Source organism: Microbacterium maritypicum, from assembly GCF_008868125.1.
GTDB lineage: Bacteria > Actinomycetota > Actinomycetes > Actinomycetales > Microbacteriaceae > Microbacterium > Microbacterium maritypicum.
Map to the genome: position 1 here is coordinate 826691 of NZ_WAAQ01000001.1, position 18534 is coordinate 845224.

The following is an 18534-nucleotide window of genomic DNA, read 5'->3' on the forward strand; positions in this document are numbered from 1 at the left end:
CCAGACCGGGCAGGAGGAGTGCAGGTTGCCTCTCGGGCGGCGGAAATTCGGCGGAAACCCGCCCGGGATACCCCGCCTCCACGGGTCACGCGCCTAGGGTGTCAGTGTGTGGCGACGTGAAGACAAGTCTGCGGACGACACAGCGGTGGACCCTGCTGTGCCGATCGGCGACCTGCACGGGACCACGACGGGCATCGACATCGCGCACGCGGCCGAGGCCGAGCGCACGCGTCTGAGGGCCGAAGCGGCCGATCTCGGCGGCCCCTCGCCGCTGGTCAGCTTCCGCGACACCCCGGAGTCCGGCATCGACATCTCCAAGGCGCACCCGGGCAGCCTGCCGCAGTTCATCACCGGGAAGTCGACGCTGCTGTCGAACCTCTTCCGTGATGAGGTCGGACTGCGCACGGCACGACTGGCCGCGGAGCGGATCACGGCGAAGAACACCGAGCTGCGTACGGTCCGCGGCATCGAAGCGGTGCATCTCGCCGTGGGCGTCGCACGGTGGCGCATCGGCGGCGCAGGTTTCGCCGCCCCCGTGCTGCTGCGCCCGCTGGCCATCCGCCGCCACCACTCCGATTTCGAGTTGAAGCTCCAGGGAACCTTCGAGGTGAACCCGGAACTCGTGCGGATCGCGCGCGACCACTTCGGCCTCACGATCGATGCCGTAGCCCTCGCCGCGCTGGCCTACGACGGCGGCATCTTCAAACCGCAGCCCGTGATCGACAGCCTGCGCGCGCTGACGCGCTCGATCGACACCTTCTCGGTCGAGCCGCGCCTGGTCGTCTCGACGTTCGCCGACGTGTCCGGCGTGATGTCCCGCGACGGCGGCAGTCTCGACCATCAGGTGCTGAACGCGCTCGCCGGCCACGTGGGCGACCGCGAGCAGGTCACCGCCCCGCGCGCCACCCCTCATCACATCGGCCCGGACGATCGCGCTCCGGCATCCGACAACCTCCTCCTCGACGCCGACGCGGAGCAGGAGGCGGTGCTCGCCCGTATCGCTGCAGGGCACTCCCTCACCGTGGCCACTCTTCCGGGTACCGGGGGGACGCAGACCGTCATCAACGCGCTCGGGGAGCTGGTGCGCGGCGGCAAGCGGGTACTGGTCGTCTCCGCCCGTCGCTCCACGCTGGACGGCGTGCGCCATCGACTCGCCGGGATCGGGCTCGACAGCCTGGCGATCTCGCCGGCGAGCGTGCGCCGCGACCTGGTGAGGGCGATCGGACGCAACGAGAAGGCCACGGCGCCCAAGGTCAGCGAGGTCGACGACGCGCTCGTGCGCCTGCGCACGGTCCTTCGCGACTACCGCCAGGCGCTCAGTGCGCCGGTGGCCGGGCTGAACGCCTCCGTGCTCGATGCGACCAGGCAGCTGACGCGGCTGGCATCGCTCCCGGTGCCGCCGTCGACCACGGCTCGGCTGGGACCCGATGCGCTGCGCCGTCTCGCCGCGGATCGCAGCGAAGCCGCCGAGGCTCTCGCGCAGGCCGCCCGTCTCGGAGAGTTCCGCTTCGGCCCGAACGATTCGCCCTGGTACGGGGTGACCTTCTCCAGCACCGAAGCGGCTCGTGCGGCTCATGAACTCGCCGGTCGCCTGCACTCCGACAGCGTGCCGGCCCTCCTCGAGCGCGGCTACGAGCTGATCGCCCAGACGCACATGCGCCCGTTTGCGACCATCGACGAGCTGGGCGAGTACCTGCGACTGCTGCAGGGCATCCGCGACTCCCTCGACCGCTTCAGCCCGACCGTGTTCGAGCGTCCGCTGGGTGAGCTCATCCAGGCGCACGGTTCGCGTCGCGACGCCCCTGGGCTGTCGGGTGCGAACAGGCGGCGGTTGCGGCGCTTGGCCAAGGAGTACGTGCGCCCCGGCGTGCATGTCACCGAGATGCACGAGGCGCTTCTGCGGATCCAGGCGCAGCGCACGCAGTGGCAGCGCTTCGTCGAAGCCGGCGTCGCGCCGGAGATTCCCCTCGGTCTCGCCGATGTGTACGCGGCCTGGCAGCGGGTCGAGGCTGAACTCAGCGAGCTCGACGCCGCACTGGGGCGTCGCGAACCGTTGGCCTCGCTCCCGGTCGCGCGACTCGTCCGCACCCTCGCGGGGCTCGCTGCGAAGTCCGATGTCTTCGAGAACCTCGTCGAGCGCGCTCAGCTGCGCGATCGGCTCGCCCTTCTCGGGCTGGAGCCCCTGCTCGCCGAGCTCTCGGTGCGCCATGTCGCGGAGTCCCAGGTGGGGGAGGAGCTCGAATTCGCCTGGTGGCAGTCCCTCCTCGAGCGTGCCCTGCAGGACAACCGCGCGCTGCTCGGCGCGAACACCGCTGTCGTCGACCGCCTCGAACGGGACTTCCGCCTGGTCGATGAGGCCCATGCCGCCATGGCCGGACCGCTGCTCGCATGGCAGTTGGCCAACCAGTGGCGGATCGCGATCGTCGACGAGCCTCAGCAGTCGCAGCACCTGCGCCGTGCGCTGACGCAGTCAGCGACCACGACCGCGCAGGTCGTCAGTGCCGCGCCCACCCTGGTCGATGTGCTCGCACCGGTCTGGATCTCGTCGCCGTACCTCGTCCCGGAGATTCCGGACTCCGTGGAGTTCGACACCGTGATCCTGGTCGACTCCGCAGCGATCAACCTCGCGGAGGCCGCCCCGGCGATCCGTCGCGCGCGCCAGATCGTCGCGTTCGGCGACCCGGTGACGCAGCGCCCGACTCCCTTCCGCATCGCGGTGGATCCTGAGGAGTCGTGGGAGCCCGAGGTGCCGTTCGACGACGTCTCGGCTTTCGAGCGTCTTTCCGAGCTCCTGCCGGTGATGACCCTGACCCGCAGCTATCGTGCCGGCGGTGAGGACCTCGCGGAACTGATCAACGACGCGTTCTATGGCGGCGAGATCGTCTCCCTTCCCTGGGCGGGTTCGTACCTCGGTCGTGGCAGCCTCACGGTCGACTACGTGGAGGGCGGGACGGGAACGCCCGATCCGATCTCCGGCGCGGTCGAGAGTCCGGATGCCGAGGTCGCCAGGGTCGTGACCCTCGTTGTCGAGCACGCCGTGCACCGTCCGGCTGAGTCCCTCATGGTCGTGACCGCGAGCGCCCGTCACGCCGAGCGCGTGCGTGCAGCCGTCACCTCGGCGTTCGCCGGACGTTCGGATGTGGCGGACTTCGTCGGGCGCGACACGGTCGAACCCTTCGCGGTGCTGACCCTCGAGGAGTCGGTCGCCGAGAGTCGCGACCGCGTGATCTTCTCGCTGGGGTTCGGGCTCACCAAGCACGGCCGCGTCCTGAGCGACTTCGGCGATCTCTCCACTCCGGACGGAGAGCGACTTCTCACGGTCGGGATGACCAGGGCCCGCCGGTCGATGGTGCTCGTGTCGTCGATCCGCCCCTCGTCCTTCGACGACGGACGCCTGGAGCACGGAGCGGCGACCCTGATGTCGATCCTCGGCGGCCTGGCCGCGCGCAGCAGGGATGCCCGCCTGGAGGATCTCGCCGATCCGCTCACGCTCGCCCTCGCACGGGAGCTGCGGCGACTCGGAGCCTCGGTGGATGTCGACTATCGCGGGCTGCTCCCGCTGGTCGCGCAGCACGGCGGCAAGGCGGTCGTCATCGAGTCCGACCCGGAGTCGCGAGGAGAATCGCTGCGGGAGACCCTGCGTCTGCGACCGCATGTGCTGCGTCGCCTCGGCTGGCATTACGTGCGGGTGCACGCCTTCGATCTCTACAGCGACCCCGCGACTGTCGCGACGCGGATCGCTGCGGTGCTCGGCATCTCGGATTCCGCCCCGCGTGCCGAGAACGACACGCAGCCGATCGACATCGTCGACCCCCGGAATGACTGACGAGCCCGACACCCCCGAACCGCGCCAGCGCGTCGTACGGGTATCCGGATCCCGACGTGCGCGTCTCACGCCGGTGCCGGGAAGCGATCCCGAACCGGAGTCCGGCCCCGCCGAGGTGTCGCCTCCGCCGACACGGCCGAAGGGCGCCAGGGGGCCGAACGACGATCAGCTGATGCGGGACGTGCCGCCGCACTACTGAGGGTGAGTCTCGGTCTGCGCCCGCCGACGAGAAACGCACGGCCCCTCCGAAGAGGAACCGTGCGTCTCGTCGTGCGAGTGGAAGCTCTCAGGCCCCGCGCTGTGCCTTGAGCAGATCGCGGATCTCGACGAGCAGCTCGGACTCGGTCGATGCGGCCGGCTCCTCCTCGGGCTCCTCGGCCGGCGTGCCCTTGCGAGCCTCGACACGGGCCTTGAAAGTGTTCATCGGCAGCACGAAGACGAAGTAGACGACGGCGGCGACGGCGAGGAAGCTGATGATCGCCGAGATCAGTTCGCCGATCGGGAACGTCACCATCTCTCCGTAGATGTTCGGGACCTGGATGCCGAACTTGCCTGTCGCATCCGCCTTCAGGAAGAGCGCGATGAGCGGATTGATGATGCTGTTGACGACAGCCGTGACGATCGCGGTGAAAGCGGTGCCGATGACGACAGCGACGGCCAGGTCGATGACGTTGCCGCGCAGCAGGAAGTCCTTGAAACCTTTGAGCATGGGATCCCCCAACAGATCGGGGCCTCAGGAAGAGGCCGGAGTCGACGCAGCCGCCGGTTTGGCGCTCGTCGTCGATTCCGTCTTCGATGATGCCGAACCATCCTTCGAAGCCCCGGATTTCGCGCGCGAGTCCGTGCGATAGAAGCCGGAGCCGTTGAAGGTCACACCGATCGAGCCGTACTGCTTGCGCAGCGCGCCACCGCACTCGGGGCACACGGTGAGAGCGTCGTCGGCGAAGCTCTGCACGGCGTCGAAAGTGTGTCCGCACGCGGTGCAGGCATAGGCGTAGGTGGGCATGGGGGTCCTTGCGATCAGCGCCGGCGTGGCGACAGGGTGAGGGTCTGCGACGGGGTGACGACGCCGTTCACCGGCTGGTCGTGCACCTCTCGCGGAAGTTCGTCGAGTACCTCGGAATCATAGATCACGGCGTAGACGGGAGGGCACTTCTCCATCGAGCCGATCGTCTTGTCGAAGTAGCCGCGTCCCCACCCCATGCGCATGCCGGTGCGATCGACCGCCGCGGCGGGGACGATCATCAGGTCCACGTCGTTCACCGCGATCGGGCCCAGCACCTCGCCGGTGGGCTCGGGCAGGCCGAAGAGTCCCTCGGTGACCTCGTCGTCATCGGTGGCGACAGCCCAGTCCAGCAGCCCGTCGGCGCGGGTGACGGGCAGGAGCACGCGGATGCCGCGGCGCACGGCCCTGGTCACGAACTCGCGGGTGCCCGGCTCGGTGGTGGTGGAGAGGAAGCACGAGATGGATCGGGCGCCGAGCTCGTCGACCAGGGCGTCGAGGCGTTCGCCGATGGCCGTGGCCGCGGCTTCGCGCTGCGTGTCGGAGAGGAGCTGGCGTCGTTCGCGGAGTTCGGCGCGGAGTGCGCGCTTCGCATGTTCGACGTCGTTCGACATGGCTCCGAGTCTACGTCGGCGCTCACCACTAGGCTGGCAAGATGGCTGACCACAAGATCAAAGCCGTCATTCCCGCAGCAGGCCTGGGTACGAGATTCCTCCCTGCGACGAAGGCGATGCCGAAAGAGATGCTCCCCGTCGTCGACAAGCCGGCGATCCAGTACGTCGTCGAAGAGGCGGCCAACGCCGGCATCGACGACATCCTCGTCATCATCGGACGCAACAAGAACGCCATCTCCAACCACTTCGACTCCGTGCCGGAGCTCGAGGTCAGGCTCATGGAGAAGGGCGACACCGGGCGTCTCGAGCGTGTGATGAAGTCGAGCGACCTCGCCGACATCCACTTCGTGCGCCAGGGAGAGCCGAAGGGGCTCGGACACGCGGTCCTTCGTGCACGCACCCACGTCGGCGACAGCCCCTTCGCCGTGCTCCTCGGAGACGACCTCATCGACGAGCGCGACGCGCTGCTGACCGACATGATCGCCGAGCACGAGCGCTCCGGCGCCGCGGTGATCGCGCTCATGGAGGTCGACCCCGCCAACATCCACATGTACGGTGCAGCCGCGGTCGAGCCGCTCGAAGGATCCGACGCCGTCCGCGTCACCGGACTCGTCGAGAAGCCCGCCCAGGAAGACGCACCGTCGAACCTGGCCGTCATCGGCCGCTACGTGCTTCCGGCCTCGGTGTTCGACATCCTCGAGCACACCGAGCCGGGCAAGGGCGGCGAGATCCAGCTCACCGACGCGCTGCAGGTGCTCGCGACCGATCCCGACGGCCCCGGCGTCGTCGGCGTCATCTTCGGCGGACGCCGCTACGACACGGGCGACCGCGTCGACTACATCAAGGCGATCGTGCAGCTCGCGGCAGACCGGGACGACCTCGGTCCCGAGCTGCGCCCCTGGCTCAAGGAGTTCGCGGAACGCCTCTAGGCGACTCTGCGGGCGTCGGTGCGGCATGGATCTGGCGGCGGGAATGCGACACGGACCCATAGAACTGCGGCTCGTCCGTGCCAAGGATGCGAGACCGCTGCAGCATGAGCTGCTCGCCAACAGGTCGTGGCTCCAGCCGTGGGAGGCGACGGTCCCGTACGGCTCGGTGTCGTTCGACATGAGGCTCAGCATCCGACGACTGCTCCAGCAGTATCGCGACGGCTCGGGCTACCCGTTCGTCATGGAGTACGACGGCGAGGTCGCAGGGCAGCTCAACGTGTGGGGAGTCTCGCGCGGGTCCCTGTGCTCGGCCACGATCGGGTACTGGGTGAGCGAGCGGTTCGCCGGTCGGGGAATCACCCCGACGGCGGTCGCGATGGCCACCGATGCGTGCTTCACCGAGTACGGGCTCCACCGGATGGAGATCTGCATCCGCCCGGAGAACGACGCGAGTCTGCGCATCGTGCAGAAGCTGGGGTTCCGCTACGAGGGACTGCGTCGTCGCTACATCCATATCGACGGCGACTGGCGCGACCATTACGCGTTCGCTCTGACCAGGGAAGACGTGCCCCAGGGTGTGCTCGCGCGCTGGCTCAGCGGCCAGGTGCCGCCCGATGCCGCGACGGTGCCGCCCTCGGACCGCATCTCGCACTGAAACGGGTGCTCCGGCGGCGGATCCGCACGGACTCGCCGCGACACGCGCCCGTGTGTACGGCGCTGCCCGCTCGCAACCCTTAGCGTGGACGGTATGGATGGGCCGGTGCTGAGCGGGGGAGTGATCGTACTCGTCTCCGTGCTGCTCTGGATGCTCTATCTGCTGCCTTCGTGGCGGGGCCGCTTCCAGTACAACGCCGCCGAACGCAATGCCGTGCGGCTGAACCAAGCCCTGCGCGTGCTCGCCGAGACGAGCGAGACCCCCGGTGAGGTGCGCTTCGAGTTGAACGCGCGCACCGCGCTCGCGCAGCAGAAGCTGGCCAAGCGCGTACAGTCCGAACGCGAGGCCGCCGAGCTCGAGGCGCTCCGTGAAGAACTCGCCGCCACCCGAGCCGATCCCGTGATCCGTCGTGCGCGCGCGCGTCGACGTGTGCGGGTCGCGGCGACCAGTACTCTCCTCGTCGGGCTCGTGCTCGCCGGCCTCGGTGTGTGGCAGCTGCTGGCCGCGGGAAGCGCGCTGCTGCTCTGGCTCGGCGGTGCCGCGATCGTCGTCGCCGGTGTCGCGCTGCAGCGCATGGCCGCCGTCGCCGGCCGGGTCGCGCGAGCGACGCACGTCGTCTCCGCTCCCGCCGCTCCTCGCGTCGCGCCGGAGCTGCACGATCAGGGACGGGCGACGTGGACGCCGCGGCCGCTGCCGGAGCCCCTGGTCTCGGTGGCGGGATCCCGCGCGCAGGCCGCGCAGGCCCAGCTGGAGGCGCAGGAGCAGCGTCGCAAGGCAGCCAGGGTCGCTGCTCTGCGCGAGCGTGCCGAGCAGATGGCGCCCGAGGCCCCGGTGGCCCTGCCTGCGGCCTCATCGCCGTATGCGCGGATGGGCTTCGTCGACGACGCCGAGATCGAAGCGCACGTGCGCGAGATGCTCTCGCGCCGCGCCGCCGGATGACCGTCCGCGGCACGAACAGCTTCTCCGTCGTGATAGCGTAGATGTCGTTCACGGGCCTATGGCGCAGTTGGTAGCGCGCCTCGTTCGCATCGAGGAGGTCAGGGGTTCGAATCCCCTTAGGTCCACCGAACACTGAAGCCCCCAGGCACATGCCCGGGGGCTTCAGTCATCTCCTGCGTGACGGCGCACGGGCGTTAGAGTGAGCTGTGCCGTCGCAACCCGGGAGCGTTCCGCTCGACAACGCCGTGATGCGCTCGCATGCGTTCCGATGAGTGAGGTGCTGGCCCGTCTGCGCGGGCAGATCCTCGATGGAACCTACGCCGGGGGAGCAGGACTTCCCAGCGAGATGGAGTTGGCCGCCCTCCACGGCGTCTCTCGACGCACGATCCGCACCGTGCTCGCCACCCTGGCGCGTCAGGGGCTGGTCGAGTCGCACCGGGGCTCCGGATGGTTCGTGCAGCCCAGCCAGCCGCAGGGATTCGACCGGATGCGGTCGTTCACGCAGTGGGCCCGCGGTCGCGGGCGCACACCCGGCGGTCTCATCGTGGCACGCGCGACGAGGAAGGCGACGGCGCGGGAGGCGCGTCTGCTGGCTATTCGGACGGATGCCGACGTCCTGACCTTCACCCGGGTCCGGACCCTCGACAAGCGTGCCGTGATGGTGGAGCGCTCGACCTGGGCGCCCTGGGTGGTGCCGCATGTGACCGGCGTCCCCGACGATGTCGTCTCCACGACACGGGTGCTCGCGGATGCCGGAATCCTGGTGTCGTCGGGGAACCACAGGATCGAGGCGGTGGCCGCAGCCACCGAGGATGCGCGTCTGCTCGGGGTGCGCAGGTCCAGTCCGCTCCTGCAGGTGCGACGGGAGACCTTCGCATCGAACGGCCGCCCCGTCGAATGCGCCGAGGACCGCTACGTCCCGCACACGATCTCGTTCGAGGCGCAGGCCTTCGGCGCCGCCGCGCTTCCGGGCGAGGACTGAAGTCCGGGCTGACGGCACGCGCCCACTGTGCGCACCGGGTCGCCCGGATCGTCGTGCGGGCGCGCGATGACACGCGCAGGTCGGTCGGAGTTCACCCACCGGACATCTCGCGGCGGTCGATTGGGTGGGTCCGATTTCTTCTCTTCTCACAGAGGATGCTCCGTGTCTCGTCGTAAACCGCCCGCCCCCGATCCGACCCTCTCCCGCCGTGGATTCACCCGGCTCCTGCGCCCCGCATCGCTGGTCGCCGTCGCCGCCTGCATCGCGGCGCCCGCTCTGACGGCGGCACCGGCCTTCGCCGCACCCAACTTCACTGCACCGGCTGTCGCCGCCTCCGACCGGTCGGCTCTCGCCGTGTCCGACAGCGAGGCTCCTGGCTCCACCGAGACCGGCGGCACCATCATCCGTCTCGACGGCGAGGCGCCGACGAGCGGTCAGGTCGGGCGCGCGATCGTGCTCCCGCCGGCCGCGGCGGTCGACGTCGACGGCTCCGCGAGCGAGCTCGTCGTCACGGTGAAAGACCCTTCCGGTGTCGTCACGATGGTGATGCCGGAAGAGTCCGGCGGGTATCGATTCACCCCGACGATCCCCGGCGAGTACGTCGTCGCCTACTCGATCAGCGATGCCGCGGGCGGTGTGAGCGAGGAGACCCGCACGATCACCGTGACCGGTGCGCCGGATGCGGCCGTGGCCGCGGCTCCGAGCGTCGCGGCGGCGCCGGCGGTCGAGGCCGGAGGACCGGACGTGCGCTTCGCGGCGATCGGTGACATCCACGTCAATTGGGACGAGCTCGCCGAGGCCTACGACTTCTGGGCGCAGGAGAACGTGCAGACCGCCCTGTTCGTCGGCGACCTCACCAACAGTGCGACGCCGGGCGAGTTCGCCGGGCTCAAGCAGACGATGGATTCGAAGGCAGGCCTCGGCATCCCGGCGATCGCGTCGCTCGGAAACCACGATGTCTCGGGCATCTCGTCGTACGACCTGTTCACGCAGGCGACGGGCGGTCAGAAGCCGAACGCCGACTACACCGTGAACGGATACCACGTCATCACGGTGTCGCCGGGCAGCGGCACCATCGACCCCGACACGGGCAAGCCCTCGGGAGCGAGCGGCGGCAACTACGCCTACGCCCAGTCCTGGCTGCAGCAGAGGCTGGCGGCCGCCACGGCCGAGGACCCGAACAAGCCCGTCATGGTGCTGGTGCACCACCCGCTCCAGTGCACCCACTACGTCTCGAACGAGTGGTACGGCACCGGTCTCTCCAGTGGGTGCGGCGACGGCTTCCAGTCCGTGTTCGATGACTTCCCGCAGGCTGTCGTCTGGGGTGGTCACATCCACACGCCGCAGAACATCCCGACCTCGATCTGGCAGGGCCAGGAGAACCGGAGCGGCGAGCGGTCCACTCAGGGATTCACCACCGTGAACGCGCCGCCGCTGGCGTACTACGAGTTCGAGTCCGGCGTCGTGAACTCGAGCCCGACCAGCCGCGGCAACGACACCACGCCGGATGACGCGGGCAACAACCGCCAGACGGCCATCGTCGAGATCACCGGCTCCACCGTCACCATCAAGAACTACGATCTGCTCGCCGATCAGTGGATCGACCAGACGTGGACCTGGGACGTGGCTGACTCCGTGGATGAGACCAAGAGCTACGACGAGCGGTTCCCGTTCAACGACACCTACCGAGCGAGCCAGTCCGCAGGACCGGTCTGGCCGGAGGGTGCGGCCGTGACCGTGGGCGACATCGCGAGCGCGAAGGCGATGGTCTCGTTCCCGCAGGCCGTCCCCGCGCCGAACTCCGTCGGCGACATCGTGCACAAGTACCGCTACTCGACGGTCGACGTGGCCACCGGCGAGGAGGTCAACTCCTTCCTGCAGTGGTCGGGCTTCTACAACCTGCCGATGCCTGCCGACCGCAGGCACGAGGTGTGGAACCTGCTCCCCGGAAAGGAGTACGAGGTGCGGGTCACCCCCATCAACGCCTGGGGCAAGGAGGGGTCGGCGTTGACGGCCCGGTTCACGAGCACCGAGGGCAGCGGCGGTGAGGGGCCCTTCGACCCCAGCAGCCTGACCTTCGACGACCTCCGCGCCGCCCTGCCCACGGCTGATCTCCTGGATGTCGGCTTCGCGGGCGGCACGGCGAGCGACTCCTCTCCGGCCGCGCGTCCGCTCACCGCAGGCGCCGATGCCCGGATCGAGAACGATCCCGCCGTGGGATCCGATGTCGTGATCGGCGCGGAGGGGGCTGCCACCGGCATCCGCACTCCGAAGTGGACGGACGCGGAGTATGCAGCGCTGCAGGACGGCTTCACGCTCGATGCGACCTTCCGTCTCGACGCGATCGCCGGCGGATACGTCGACGTGTTCGGCGGCATGCAGAGCGGCGGCATCGGTCTCGAGGCCGTCGGCACCAGCGCGACGACGTACGAGCTGCAGTTCTGGTACGCCTCGCCTCGTCCGGCGGTCAGCCTGAAGTACGGCCAGTGGTACCACGTGACCGCCTGGTATGACGGTCAGGATGCACGGCTGTACGTCGACGGTGTCCGAAAGGCCGAGTCCGAGGGAGTGTCGTTCTCCGTCAAGCCCAGCGCGGCCGATGCGCGCTACATGGTGATCGGCGGCGACGCGAACACGTCGGGCGCGCTCGACGACGCCACCATGGACGGGCGGATCGCCGGAGTCGAGGTCTACAGCGCTCCGCTCTCCGACAAGGACGTGTACCGGGTGGCGACGCGGGAGCTCACCGCATTGGACACCATGCCGCCGCTCGTGCGCGTTACCCCGGAACCCGCGGGTGAGGCCACGGTCGGAACCGCCTACACCGCCCCGCGTGCCGAGGCCGTGGACAACTCGGGGCGCGTGAGCACGATGCTCGAGGTGACCGACCCGTCGGGTGCCCCGGTGGCGGTCGACGACCCGGCGTCCGGCCTGCGGGCACTCGCCGCGGCTGCCGGAGACGGATACACGTTCACCCCGACCGCGACCGGCACCTACACCCTGAAGTACATCGCGACCGACGCGGCCGCCCGGCAGAACCAGGTCACGTTCACCGTGACCTCGACAGCCGGCTCCGACGGCGGCAACCCCGGCGGCAACCCCGGTGGCACCCCCGGCGGTAACCCCGGTGGCGGTAACACCGGAGGCGGCGCGAACCAGGGCGGCGGTTCCGTCGGTGGACAGTCCGATCCGCTGGCGGCGACCGGTGGCCCGGCCCCGACGATGCTCGCCTTCGCCGGACTGCTGCTGCTCACCGGAGGCGGCGTTCTGCTCCGCCGGCGGATGCTGCGCCGCCCGGAGGGACAGGAATGAGCACGGGGCGTCGGCATCCGGGTGCGCGCCAGCGCCCCCGACCGGCGATCCGCACCCTGGTCGCCGGAGTCGTCGCCCTCACCGGGGTCGCCGTCAGCGTGATGCTGACGGCGGCCCCGGCCGCGGCGCACAGCTATGCGGCGACGGTCTTCGCCGATGTGTCCGAACCCGAGCGCGGCGTCGTGCGCACCGTGCTCGACATCGAGTACGTCCTGCTCGCCACCGACGGAGCGCGGGCGATGGGCGACACGGCCTTCGAGCAGGACGCCTACGCCGACGTGCAGGCGAGCGGCCGGGATCCGGAGAAGCTCACGCCCGCGGTGCTCGAAGACCATGCCGACTCCGTCGAGGGATACGTGCTGCCTCGGTTCTCGGTGAGCGTGGCGCAGGACGGGGAGCCGTCGCAGGCGTGCCCCAACGCCGTGGTGGCGCCCTACGAGATCGTCATCCGGGACGGCGTGCCGCATGCGCGCCTGGTGATCGAAGCCGACTGCACGGCGCAGGTCGAGGCGATGCCCGTGCCGTATCGGATCATGACCGAGCTGTTCCCCGGAACGGCTCCCGGGGGCATGACGACGACGATCGTCGACTACGACGTGCGTTCGGGCGCGGGTGTGGCCAGTCTCGACACCGACACGAACCCCTCGATGGTCACCACGACCGACTGGGGCTCTCGGATGGGTGAGTTCCTCGTGCTGGGGGCGGAGCATCTGCTGCTCGGCCCCGACCACCTGCTGTTCCTGCTGGCGCTGATCATCGGATCTCGCCGGCTCAGGGACATCGTGCTGGCGGCGACGGCGTTCACGGTCGCGCACTCGGCGACCTTCATCCTCGCCGCCCTCGGGGTGGTGAGCATTCCCGCGTGGATCGTGGAGCCGGCCATCGCCCTGTCGATCGCCGTCGTCGCGCTCTGGGAGATGCGACGGTTCCGGCGTGCCAGGAGGACGGATGCGATGGGGGCGGACGGGACGCTTCGGCTTCTTTCCGGGAAGGCCCAGGGTCCTCTCGACGGGCAGCCGCTCGTCGGAGGCGGCGGGAGCGCTGTCGCTGTGCGAGAGCGGATCCTCGCGGCGCCGGCATCCGCACCGGTGGTCGACGGCTTCACCCGAGGGGATCTGCTGCGTATCGGCGTGGTCTTCGCCTTCGGGCTGATGCACGGCGTGGGCTTCGCCGGAGCGCTGGGAATCGACGAGCCGTTCTCGTGGGATCTGCTCGGGGCGCTCCTCGTCTTCAACGTGGGCATCGAGCTAGCGCAGCTTCTGGTGATCGCGGTGGTGTTCCCGCTGTTCGTGCTGCTGCGGCGGCGGCTGCCCTCGGCGGGATTCTGGATCGCCGCGGTCGTCGCCGCCGTCGGGCTGTTCTGGTTCATCGAGAGGCTGATCGCCGGAGCCTGAACCGGTGCACCCGCCTCCGTGGCGGAGGCGGGTACACCGGCCCCGAGGAGTTCGTTCACGACGAGGGTGCGCTGGCCTCGAGGAGCAGCCGAAGTCGTGCTTCAGGGCTGCCGGTGATCGTGATCGTGCGGGGGAGAAGGCCGTCGCGATCGAGATCGTCGACGAGCTCGGGCAATGCTTCGTCCATCGCGAGGCGCAATGCCGGGTCTTCGTCATCGGGCACGTGGATGATCCTGGCAGCCTCCAGCGGCACGATCGCGAGGAGATCGATGTCGGACATCGATGCCTCCACGAGAGCGGTCGCGCGCGGGAGGAGGTCGCCGTCGCTGCACCCGAGCCGCTCCAGCGCAGTGAGATAGGCGAGGAAGTCGAGCGGTCCTCGTTCGCTGATGACCGAAGACCAGCTGGCCGATTCCTGCACCCGTGAGGCGGTGACGCGCAGCTGCCGGGCGAAACTCCGCTCGCCGGTCGGGTCGTCGAGGTCGAGGTCGTCGAAGGGGTCGGTGAGGACGCGGAACTCGGGTCGGATGGCGTGGAAGTCCGAGATCAGCGTGCTCTTGCCGCTGGCATGCGTTCCCGAGACGACGATCCTCATCCGCGTGCGGCGAGGCCGGCGAGCAGCTCCAACACGCACAGCGCCGCCAGGCGCACGGTGCGGGCATCGTCGGCGTCGGCGGTCGCATCGACCTCTGCGAGGTCGGCACTCACCACACGGGAGTCCGAGGCCACGGCACGCGTGAGCGCCCGAAGCTCCCAGGCCTGCAGTCCGCCGGGAACGCTCGCGGGGCAGCCGGGCGCCACCGAGCGGTCGCACACGTCGACGTCGATGTCGAGGTGGATCCGCGGATCGGCTCCTGCTCCTGCGACGTCCAGGGCCTCAGCGATCACGTCGGCGATGCCGCGGCGGCGGAGCTCGTCGAGGGTGATCACTCGGATGCCCCAGTCGGCTGCGCGCCGGGCGTAGGCGGCGGAGTTCGCGAAGTCGGCGATGCCGATCTGCACGATCCGGGTCGGGTCGATCCGGGTGGTGTCGACCGGCGATGTGGCGGGGATGTCTTCCACGAGGCGTCGCACCGGCGTGCCGTTGGAGACGCCGTCGCGCAGGTCGAAGTGCGCGTCGAACGTGATCAGTCCGGTGGCCTCGACCCCGAGCGCCGTCGGATAGGTGAGCGAGTTGTCGCCGCCGAGCGCGATGACGAGCTTCGAGGCCGCGGCGAGTTCGCGCACGCGGGAGATGACCCGTGCCTCGCCGGCGGAACCGTCGGGATCGGCGACATCACCGGCGTCGGCGATGCGCAGCACCTCGTCGAGCTCGATCGCGGGCGGACCCATCAGCGTCGTCCCGTAGCGGGGGAGGGCCTCGCGGATCGCGGCCGGCGTCGCGTGCGCTCCCGTCGGTGACAGCGAGGTGCGCCAGGTCGGCACTCCGAGCACGACGGCGTCGGCGGTGCCGTCGAATGCGGGCCAGGATCCGGCACGCGGCCAGAGCGGGTCGTTGCTGAGCTGTGCGGTATGGGGGCTCATGATCAGACTCCGGGGATCAGGGCATGGGCGATGGAGAAGATGACGAGACCTGCCAGCGCACCGACGAACGTGCCGTTCAGTCGGATGTACTGCAGGTCGCGGCCGACCATCAGCTCGATCTTCTCGGTCGTCTCGGCGGGGTCCCAGCGCTCGACGGTGTCGGTGATGATCGAGGCGATGTCGTGCCGGTAGCGGTCGACGAGGAACACGGCCGCATCTGACACCCAGGTGTCGACGCGGTGCTGCAGTGCGGTGTCGGTCGTGAGGCGTTCTCCGACCTCCTGCAGGGCCTGCACCGCGCGGCGGCGCAGACCGCTCTCCGGATCTGCGAGGGCGCTGAGCAGGCCGTTCTTCGCGGTGTTCCACGCCTCGGCGGCCAGGGCGCCCACACGCGGGCTGTCGAAGAGCGAGGCCTTGGCGTTCTCGAGCTTCGCGCGGGTCGCCGGGTCGTTCTGCAGACTGTCCGCCAGACGCGCCAGATACCCGTCGACGGCGATGCGGGCCGGGTGATGCGGGTCGGCCTGCACGGCATGCACGAACTTGACGGCCTCGTGGTAGACCGTGTCGTCGACGAAGCGATGAGCCAGCTTCGGCACCCACCCTGGCAGGCGACGGGAGACGAGTCCGCTGAACGATTCGGCATTCGCGTCGAGCCAGCGCGCGATGCTGTCGGCGGCCAGGTCGACGGCGCCGTGATGGGCGTCGGCCTCGACGATCTTCTCGAGCCAGGCTCCCGCGGGCGGACCCCACTCGGGATCGACCAGGTGCTCACGGGCGAGGTCGGTGATGAGGTCTCGCACATCGTCATCGCTCAGCGCGTTGAGCACGGCCGTGGCGATGGTCGCGCCCTCGGCGCCCACTCGCTCGGCGTGCGGGGCCTCGCGCAGCCATTCGCCCGCGCGGAGCGCGATCCGCGTGCTCGACAACTTGGTGCGCACCACGTCGGCTGCGAGGAAGTTCGTCTCCACGAACTCGCCGAGCGTGCGGCCGATCTCGTCCTTGCGGTTGGGGATGATCGCGGTGTGCGGGATCGGGAGGCCGAGCGGACGGCGGAACAGTGCGGTGACGGCGAACCAGTCCGCGAGCGCACCCACCATGCCGCCCTCGGCCGCAGCGCGCACATAGGCGAGCCCCTCGAACCGCTGCTGGAACGCGAAGGCGAACACGAAGACGACGGCCATGAACACCAGAGCTCCGAGGGCGACGGCCTTCATTCTTCGGAGCGCGCGCAGGCGCTCCTGGTCGGAGGGGGACAGCATCGCCATCGGTGTTCGCGGCATGACGTCATCCTTTCACGCCGTCGTCGTCGCGGTGCCGACGGCGCAGGTGCGGTGTCTCGGTGCTCAGACAGCCGTCCGCCTCGACGGACGAGTACCCTCAAGGGGTGATCGAAGACATCAAGAAGCGTGCTCTGCACCGCACCAGCATCCTCGAGGGCCAGATGCGCGGCGTCGCGCGGATGATCGAGAACGAGGAGTACTGCATGGACATCATCACGCAGTCCCGCGCCATCCAGCGCTCGCTGGAGTCGTTGAACCGCCTGCTGCTGGAGAACCACCTCCGCACACACGTCACCCACATGTTCGACGAGGGCGGCGAGGAGCGCGACAAGGCCGTCGTCGAACTCCTCAAGGCCTTCGACTTCGACCGCAAGTAGGGCGTTCCGAGCCGGGCACGACACAGCGCCCCGACCGAGTCGTCGAGGCGCTGCGCGGTGATTCACCTGCCGCTGTCGTCGAAGACCTCACCCTCCATGGCGTCGTAGCCCTCGGCCTGCGGGTCGCCGTGGGTGCCGCCCGAGATCGCGTACTCCTCCTCGGGGGAGAGCACCAGGCGGTGGCGGAAGAAGAGTCCGAACCCGAGCAGGATCACGACGTAGACGATCGCGATCGCCACGATCGCCGGGCCGAACGTCGGGTTGAGCAGGAACCCGACGAAGATCAGTGCGGCGATCACCAGCGCGACCGCGGCACCGGGGATGCCCCACGGGCTGCGATACGGACGGTCGACGTTCGGGTACTTCTTGCGCAGGATCATGAACGAGACCAGCTGGAGGCCGTAGGCCAGCACGGCTCCCCACACGGCGATGTTCAGCACGATCGCACCGGCGACGGAACCCGCACCCTCGGCGTCGACGGCTGCGAGGACGTCGAGCACGATGAGGGCGACGAAGCCGATCGCCGCACCCACGACGAGGGCGACCCACGGGGTCTGGCGCTTGCCGGTCAGTGACAGGAAGCGCGGGTAGTAGCCGGCGCGTGACAGCGAGTACATGTTGCGGCCGTAGGCGAACATGATCCCCTGCAGCGAGGCGAGCAGTCCGATGAGGGCGAAGAGGGCGAGCACGGCGGCGAGCTGATCGCCGACGATCGCACGGAAGCCGTCGAGCAGGGGCTCGCCCGCAGTGCCGGTGGCCTCGGCTCCGATCACGCCGGTGTTCAGGAACAGCACGAGCAGACCCGTGACGATGAGCGTGCCGCGAGCCCAGAATCCGGCCTTCGGGATGTCGCGGGTCGGGTTGTGCGATTCCTCGGCGGCCAGCGGCAGCTCTTCGATACCGAGGAAGAACCACATCGCGAACGGGAGAGCGAACAGGATCGGCAGCACGCCGTGCGGCAGGAACTCCGTCTGGCCGGGGTCGGGGGCGATGTCCCACAGTGCGTCCCAGCTGAAGGCGCCGGAGAAGACCGCCATCGCGGAGAAGACCAGGATGATGCCGATCGAGATGATCGAGACGACGATCGCGAAGCGGAAGGAGATCGCCGCACCCGCGGAGTTCAGAGCAATGAAGACGATGTAGAGGATGAGGTACCAGGCCCACCCCGGCAGCTCGAGGCCGAGCAGCTCACTGGTGATGCCGTTCGCATACGACGCCGAGAAGTAGACGATCACCGCCGTGGTGGCGACGTACTCGATCGTCTCGGCAGCCCCGGTCACGAGACCACCCCACGGTCCCATCGCCGATCGTGCGAAGGAGTACGCGCCACCGGTGTGCGGCATCATCGCGGCCATCTCGCCGATCGCGAAGATCATGCCGTAGTACATGAGCACGAGGATCGCGAAGGCGATCAGCATCCCGCCGAAGCCCGCGAAGTCGATGCCGAAGTTCCAGCCGGAGAAGTCGCCGGAGATGACGGCAGCGACCGCAAGGCCCCACAGGCCCCAGACGCCGGCGGATCTCTTCAGCGTCCGTTTCTCGAAGTACTCGCTCCCGGCACGTGTATAGGTCGCCCCAGCGACCTTGCGGGATTCATTGCTCTGCTCAGACATCCGCTCTCCGTTCGCATGCACACAGGCGCCGGGTGCACCTTGCGGATGATTGTGGCAGTCAATGGTGGTTTCGTCTACCTTTAAAC

Annotated in this window: 16 protein-coding genes and 1 tRNA gene; 10 read left to right on the forward strand and 7 right to left on the reverse strand. The window is 69.2% G+C overall.

Annotated elements, in window-relative coordinates:
- The first annotated feature begins 106 nt into the window (after positions 1-106).
- Entirely contained in the window at positions 107-3826 is a 3720-nt protein-coding gene (locus F6W70_RS04140; protein WP_373695296.1) for an AAA family ATPase, read from the forward strand.
- Positions 3819-4025, forward strand: a complete 207-nt coding sequence (locus F6W70_RS04145) for a hypothetical protein (protein ID WP_017828903.1) — start codon at positions 3819-3821, stop codon at positions 4023-4025. The genes F6W70_RS04140 and F6W70_RS04145 overlap by 8 nt, the downstream gene beginning before the upstream one ends.
- Before the next feature lie 87 nt (positions 4026-4112).
- Here F6W70_RS04145 and mscL read toward each other — a convergent pair whose 3' ends face one another.
- The 3 genes from mscL to F6W70_RS04160 are packed head-to-tail and all read right to left on the reverse strand — an operon-like array spanning position 4113 to position 5443.
- Positions 4113-4535, reverse strand: coding sequence for a large conductance mechanosensitive channel protein MscL (mscL, locus tag F6W70_RS04150; RefSeq protein ID WP_141385877.1), 423 nt, complete (start codon positions 4533-4535; stop codon positions 4113-4115).
- 24 nt (positions 4536-4559) lie between these two features.
- A complete protein-coding gene (locus F6W70_RS04155; RefSeq protein WP_017828901.1) occupies positions 4560-4832 on the reverse strand; it encodes an FmdB family zinc ribbon protein in 273 nt (90 codons plus the stop codon).
- A gap of 14 nt (positions 4833-4846) precedes the next feature.
- Positions 4847-5443 carry a 5-formyltetrahydrofolate cyclo-ligase gene (locus F6W70_RS04160; RefSeq protein ID WP_017828900.1) on the reverse strand — a complete coding sequence of 199 codons (597 nt, stop codon included), beginning with the start codon at positions 5441-5443 and terminating at the stop codon, positions 4847-4849.
- Between the two features lie 41 nt (positions 5444-5484).
- Here F6W70_RS04160 and galU point away from each other — a divergent pair, with 41 nt between their 5' ends.
- The 7 genes from galU to F6W70_RS04195 all read left to right on the forward strand — a co-directional run bounded on the left by galU (position 5485) and on the right by F6W70_RS04195 (position 13654).
- On the forward strand, positions 5485-6372 hold the full coding sequence (gene galU, locus F6W70_RS04165) for a UTP--glucose-1-phosphate uridylyltransferase GalU (protein ID WP_151485987.1): 888 nt from the start codon (positions 5485-5487) through the stop codon (positions 6370-6372).
- A gap of 43 nt (positions 6373-6415) precedes the next feature.
- Positions 6416-7027 carry a GNAT family N-acetyltransferase gene (locus F6W70_RS04170; RefSeq protein WP_127482785.1) on the forward strand — a complete coding sequence of 204 codons (612 nt, stop codon included), beginning with the start codon at positions 6416-6418 and terminating at the stop codon, positions 7025-7027.
- A 93-nt stretch (positions 7028-7120) separates the two neighbouring features.
- A complete protein-coding gene (locus tag F6W70_RS04175; RefSeq protein WP_055865100.1) occupies positions 7121-7966 on the forward strand; it encodes a hypothetical protein in 846 nt (281 codons plus the stop codon).
- 52 nt (positions 7967-8018) lie between these two features.
- Positions 8019-8091 (forward strand) — tRNA-Ala (locus F6W70_RS04180).
- 143 nt (positions 8092-8234) lie between these two features.
- Complete coding sequence (locus F6W70_RS04185) at positions 8235-8948, forward strand: GntR family transcriptional regulator (RefSeq protein WP_082531366.1); 714 nt, start codon at positions 8235-8237, stop codon at positions 8946-8948.
- Between the two features lie 162 nt (positions 8949-9110).
- Positions 9111-12260, forward strand: coding sequence for a LamG-like jellyroll fold domain-containing protein (locus tag F6W70_RS04190; RefSeq protein WP_170287854.1), 3150 nt, complete (start codon positions 9111-9113; stop codon positions 12258-12260).
- Entirely contained in the window at positions 12257-13654 is a 1398-nt protein-coding gene (locus F6W70_RS04195; RefSeq protein ID WP_318278789.1) for a HupE/UreJ family protein, read from the forward strand. Before F6W70_RS04190 ends, F6W70_RS04195 begins: the two co-directional genes overlap by 4 nt.
- Before the next feature lie 55 nt (positions 13655-13709).
- On the opposite strand, the gene F6W70_RS04200 is transcribed toward F6W70_RS04195, so the two are convergent.
- Genes F6W70_RS04200 through F6W70_RS04210 form a run of 3 tightly spaced genes read right to left on the reverse strand, consistent with a single transcriptional unit; the run spans position 13710 to position 16458 of the window.
- Positions 13710-14249, reverse strand: a complete 540-nt coding sequence (locus tag F6W70_RS04200) for a DEAD/DEAH box helicase family protein (RefSeq protein WP_151485989.1) — start codon at positions 14247-14249, stop codon at positions 13710-13712.
- The gene (locus F6W70_RS04205; protein WP_151485990.1) at positions 14246-15178 is read right to left on the reverse strand and encodes an agmatinase family protein; all 933 of its coding nucleotides are present in this window, start codon (positions 15176-15178) and stop codon (positions 14246-14248) included. Before F6W70_RS04205 ends, F6W70_RS04200 begins: the two co-directional genes overlap by 4 nt.
- 2 nt (positions 15179-15180) lie before the next feature.
- On the reverse strand, positions 15181-16458 hold the full coding sequence (locus F6W70_RS04210; RefSeq protein WP_151485991.1) for a DUF445 domain-containing protein: 1278 nt from the start codon (positions 16456-16458) through the stop codon (positions 15181-15183).
- Positions 16459-16562: 104 nt separating this feature from the next.
- Here F6W70_RS04210 and F6W70_RS04215 point away from each other — a divergent pair, with 104 nt between their 5' ends.
- Positions 16563-16835: a metal-sensitive transcriptional regulator gene (locus tag F6W70_RS04215; RefSeq protein WP_017828890.1), complete on the forward strand. Its 273-nt coding sequence runs from the start codon at positions 16563-16565 to the stop codon at positions 16833-16835.
- Positions 16836-16897: 62 nt separating this feature from the next.
- Here F6W70_RS04215 and F6W70_RS04220 read toward each other — a convergent pair whose 3' ends face one another.
- Positions 16898-18448 carry an amino acid permease gene (locus F6W70_RS04220; protein WP_141385887.1) on the reverse strand — a complete coding sequence of 517 codons (1551 nt, stop codon included), beginning with the start codon at positions 18446-18448 and terminating at the stop codon, positions 16898-16900.
- Positions 18449-18534 lie beyond the last annotated feature (86 nt).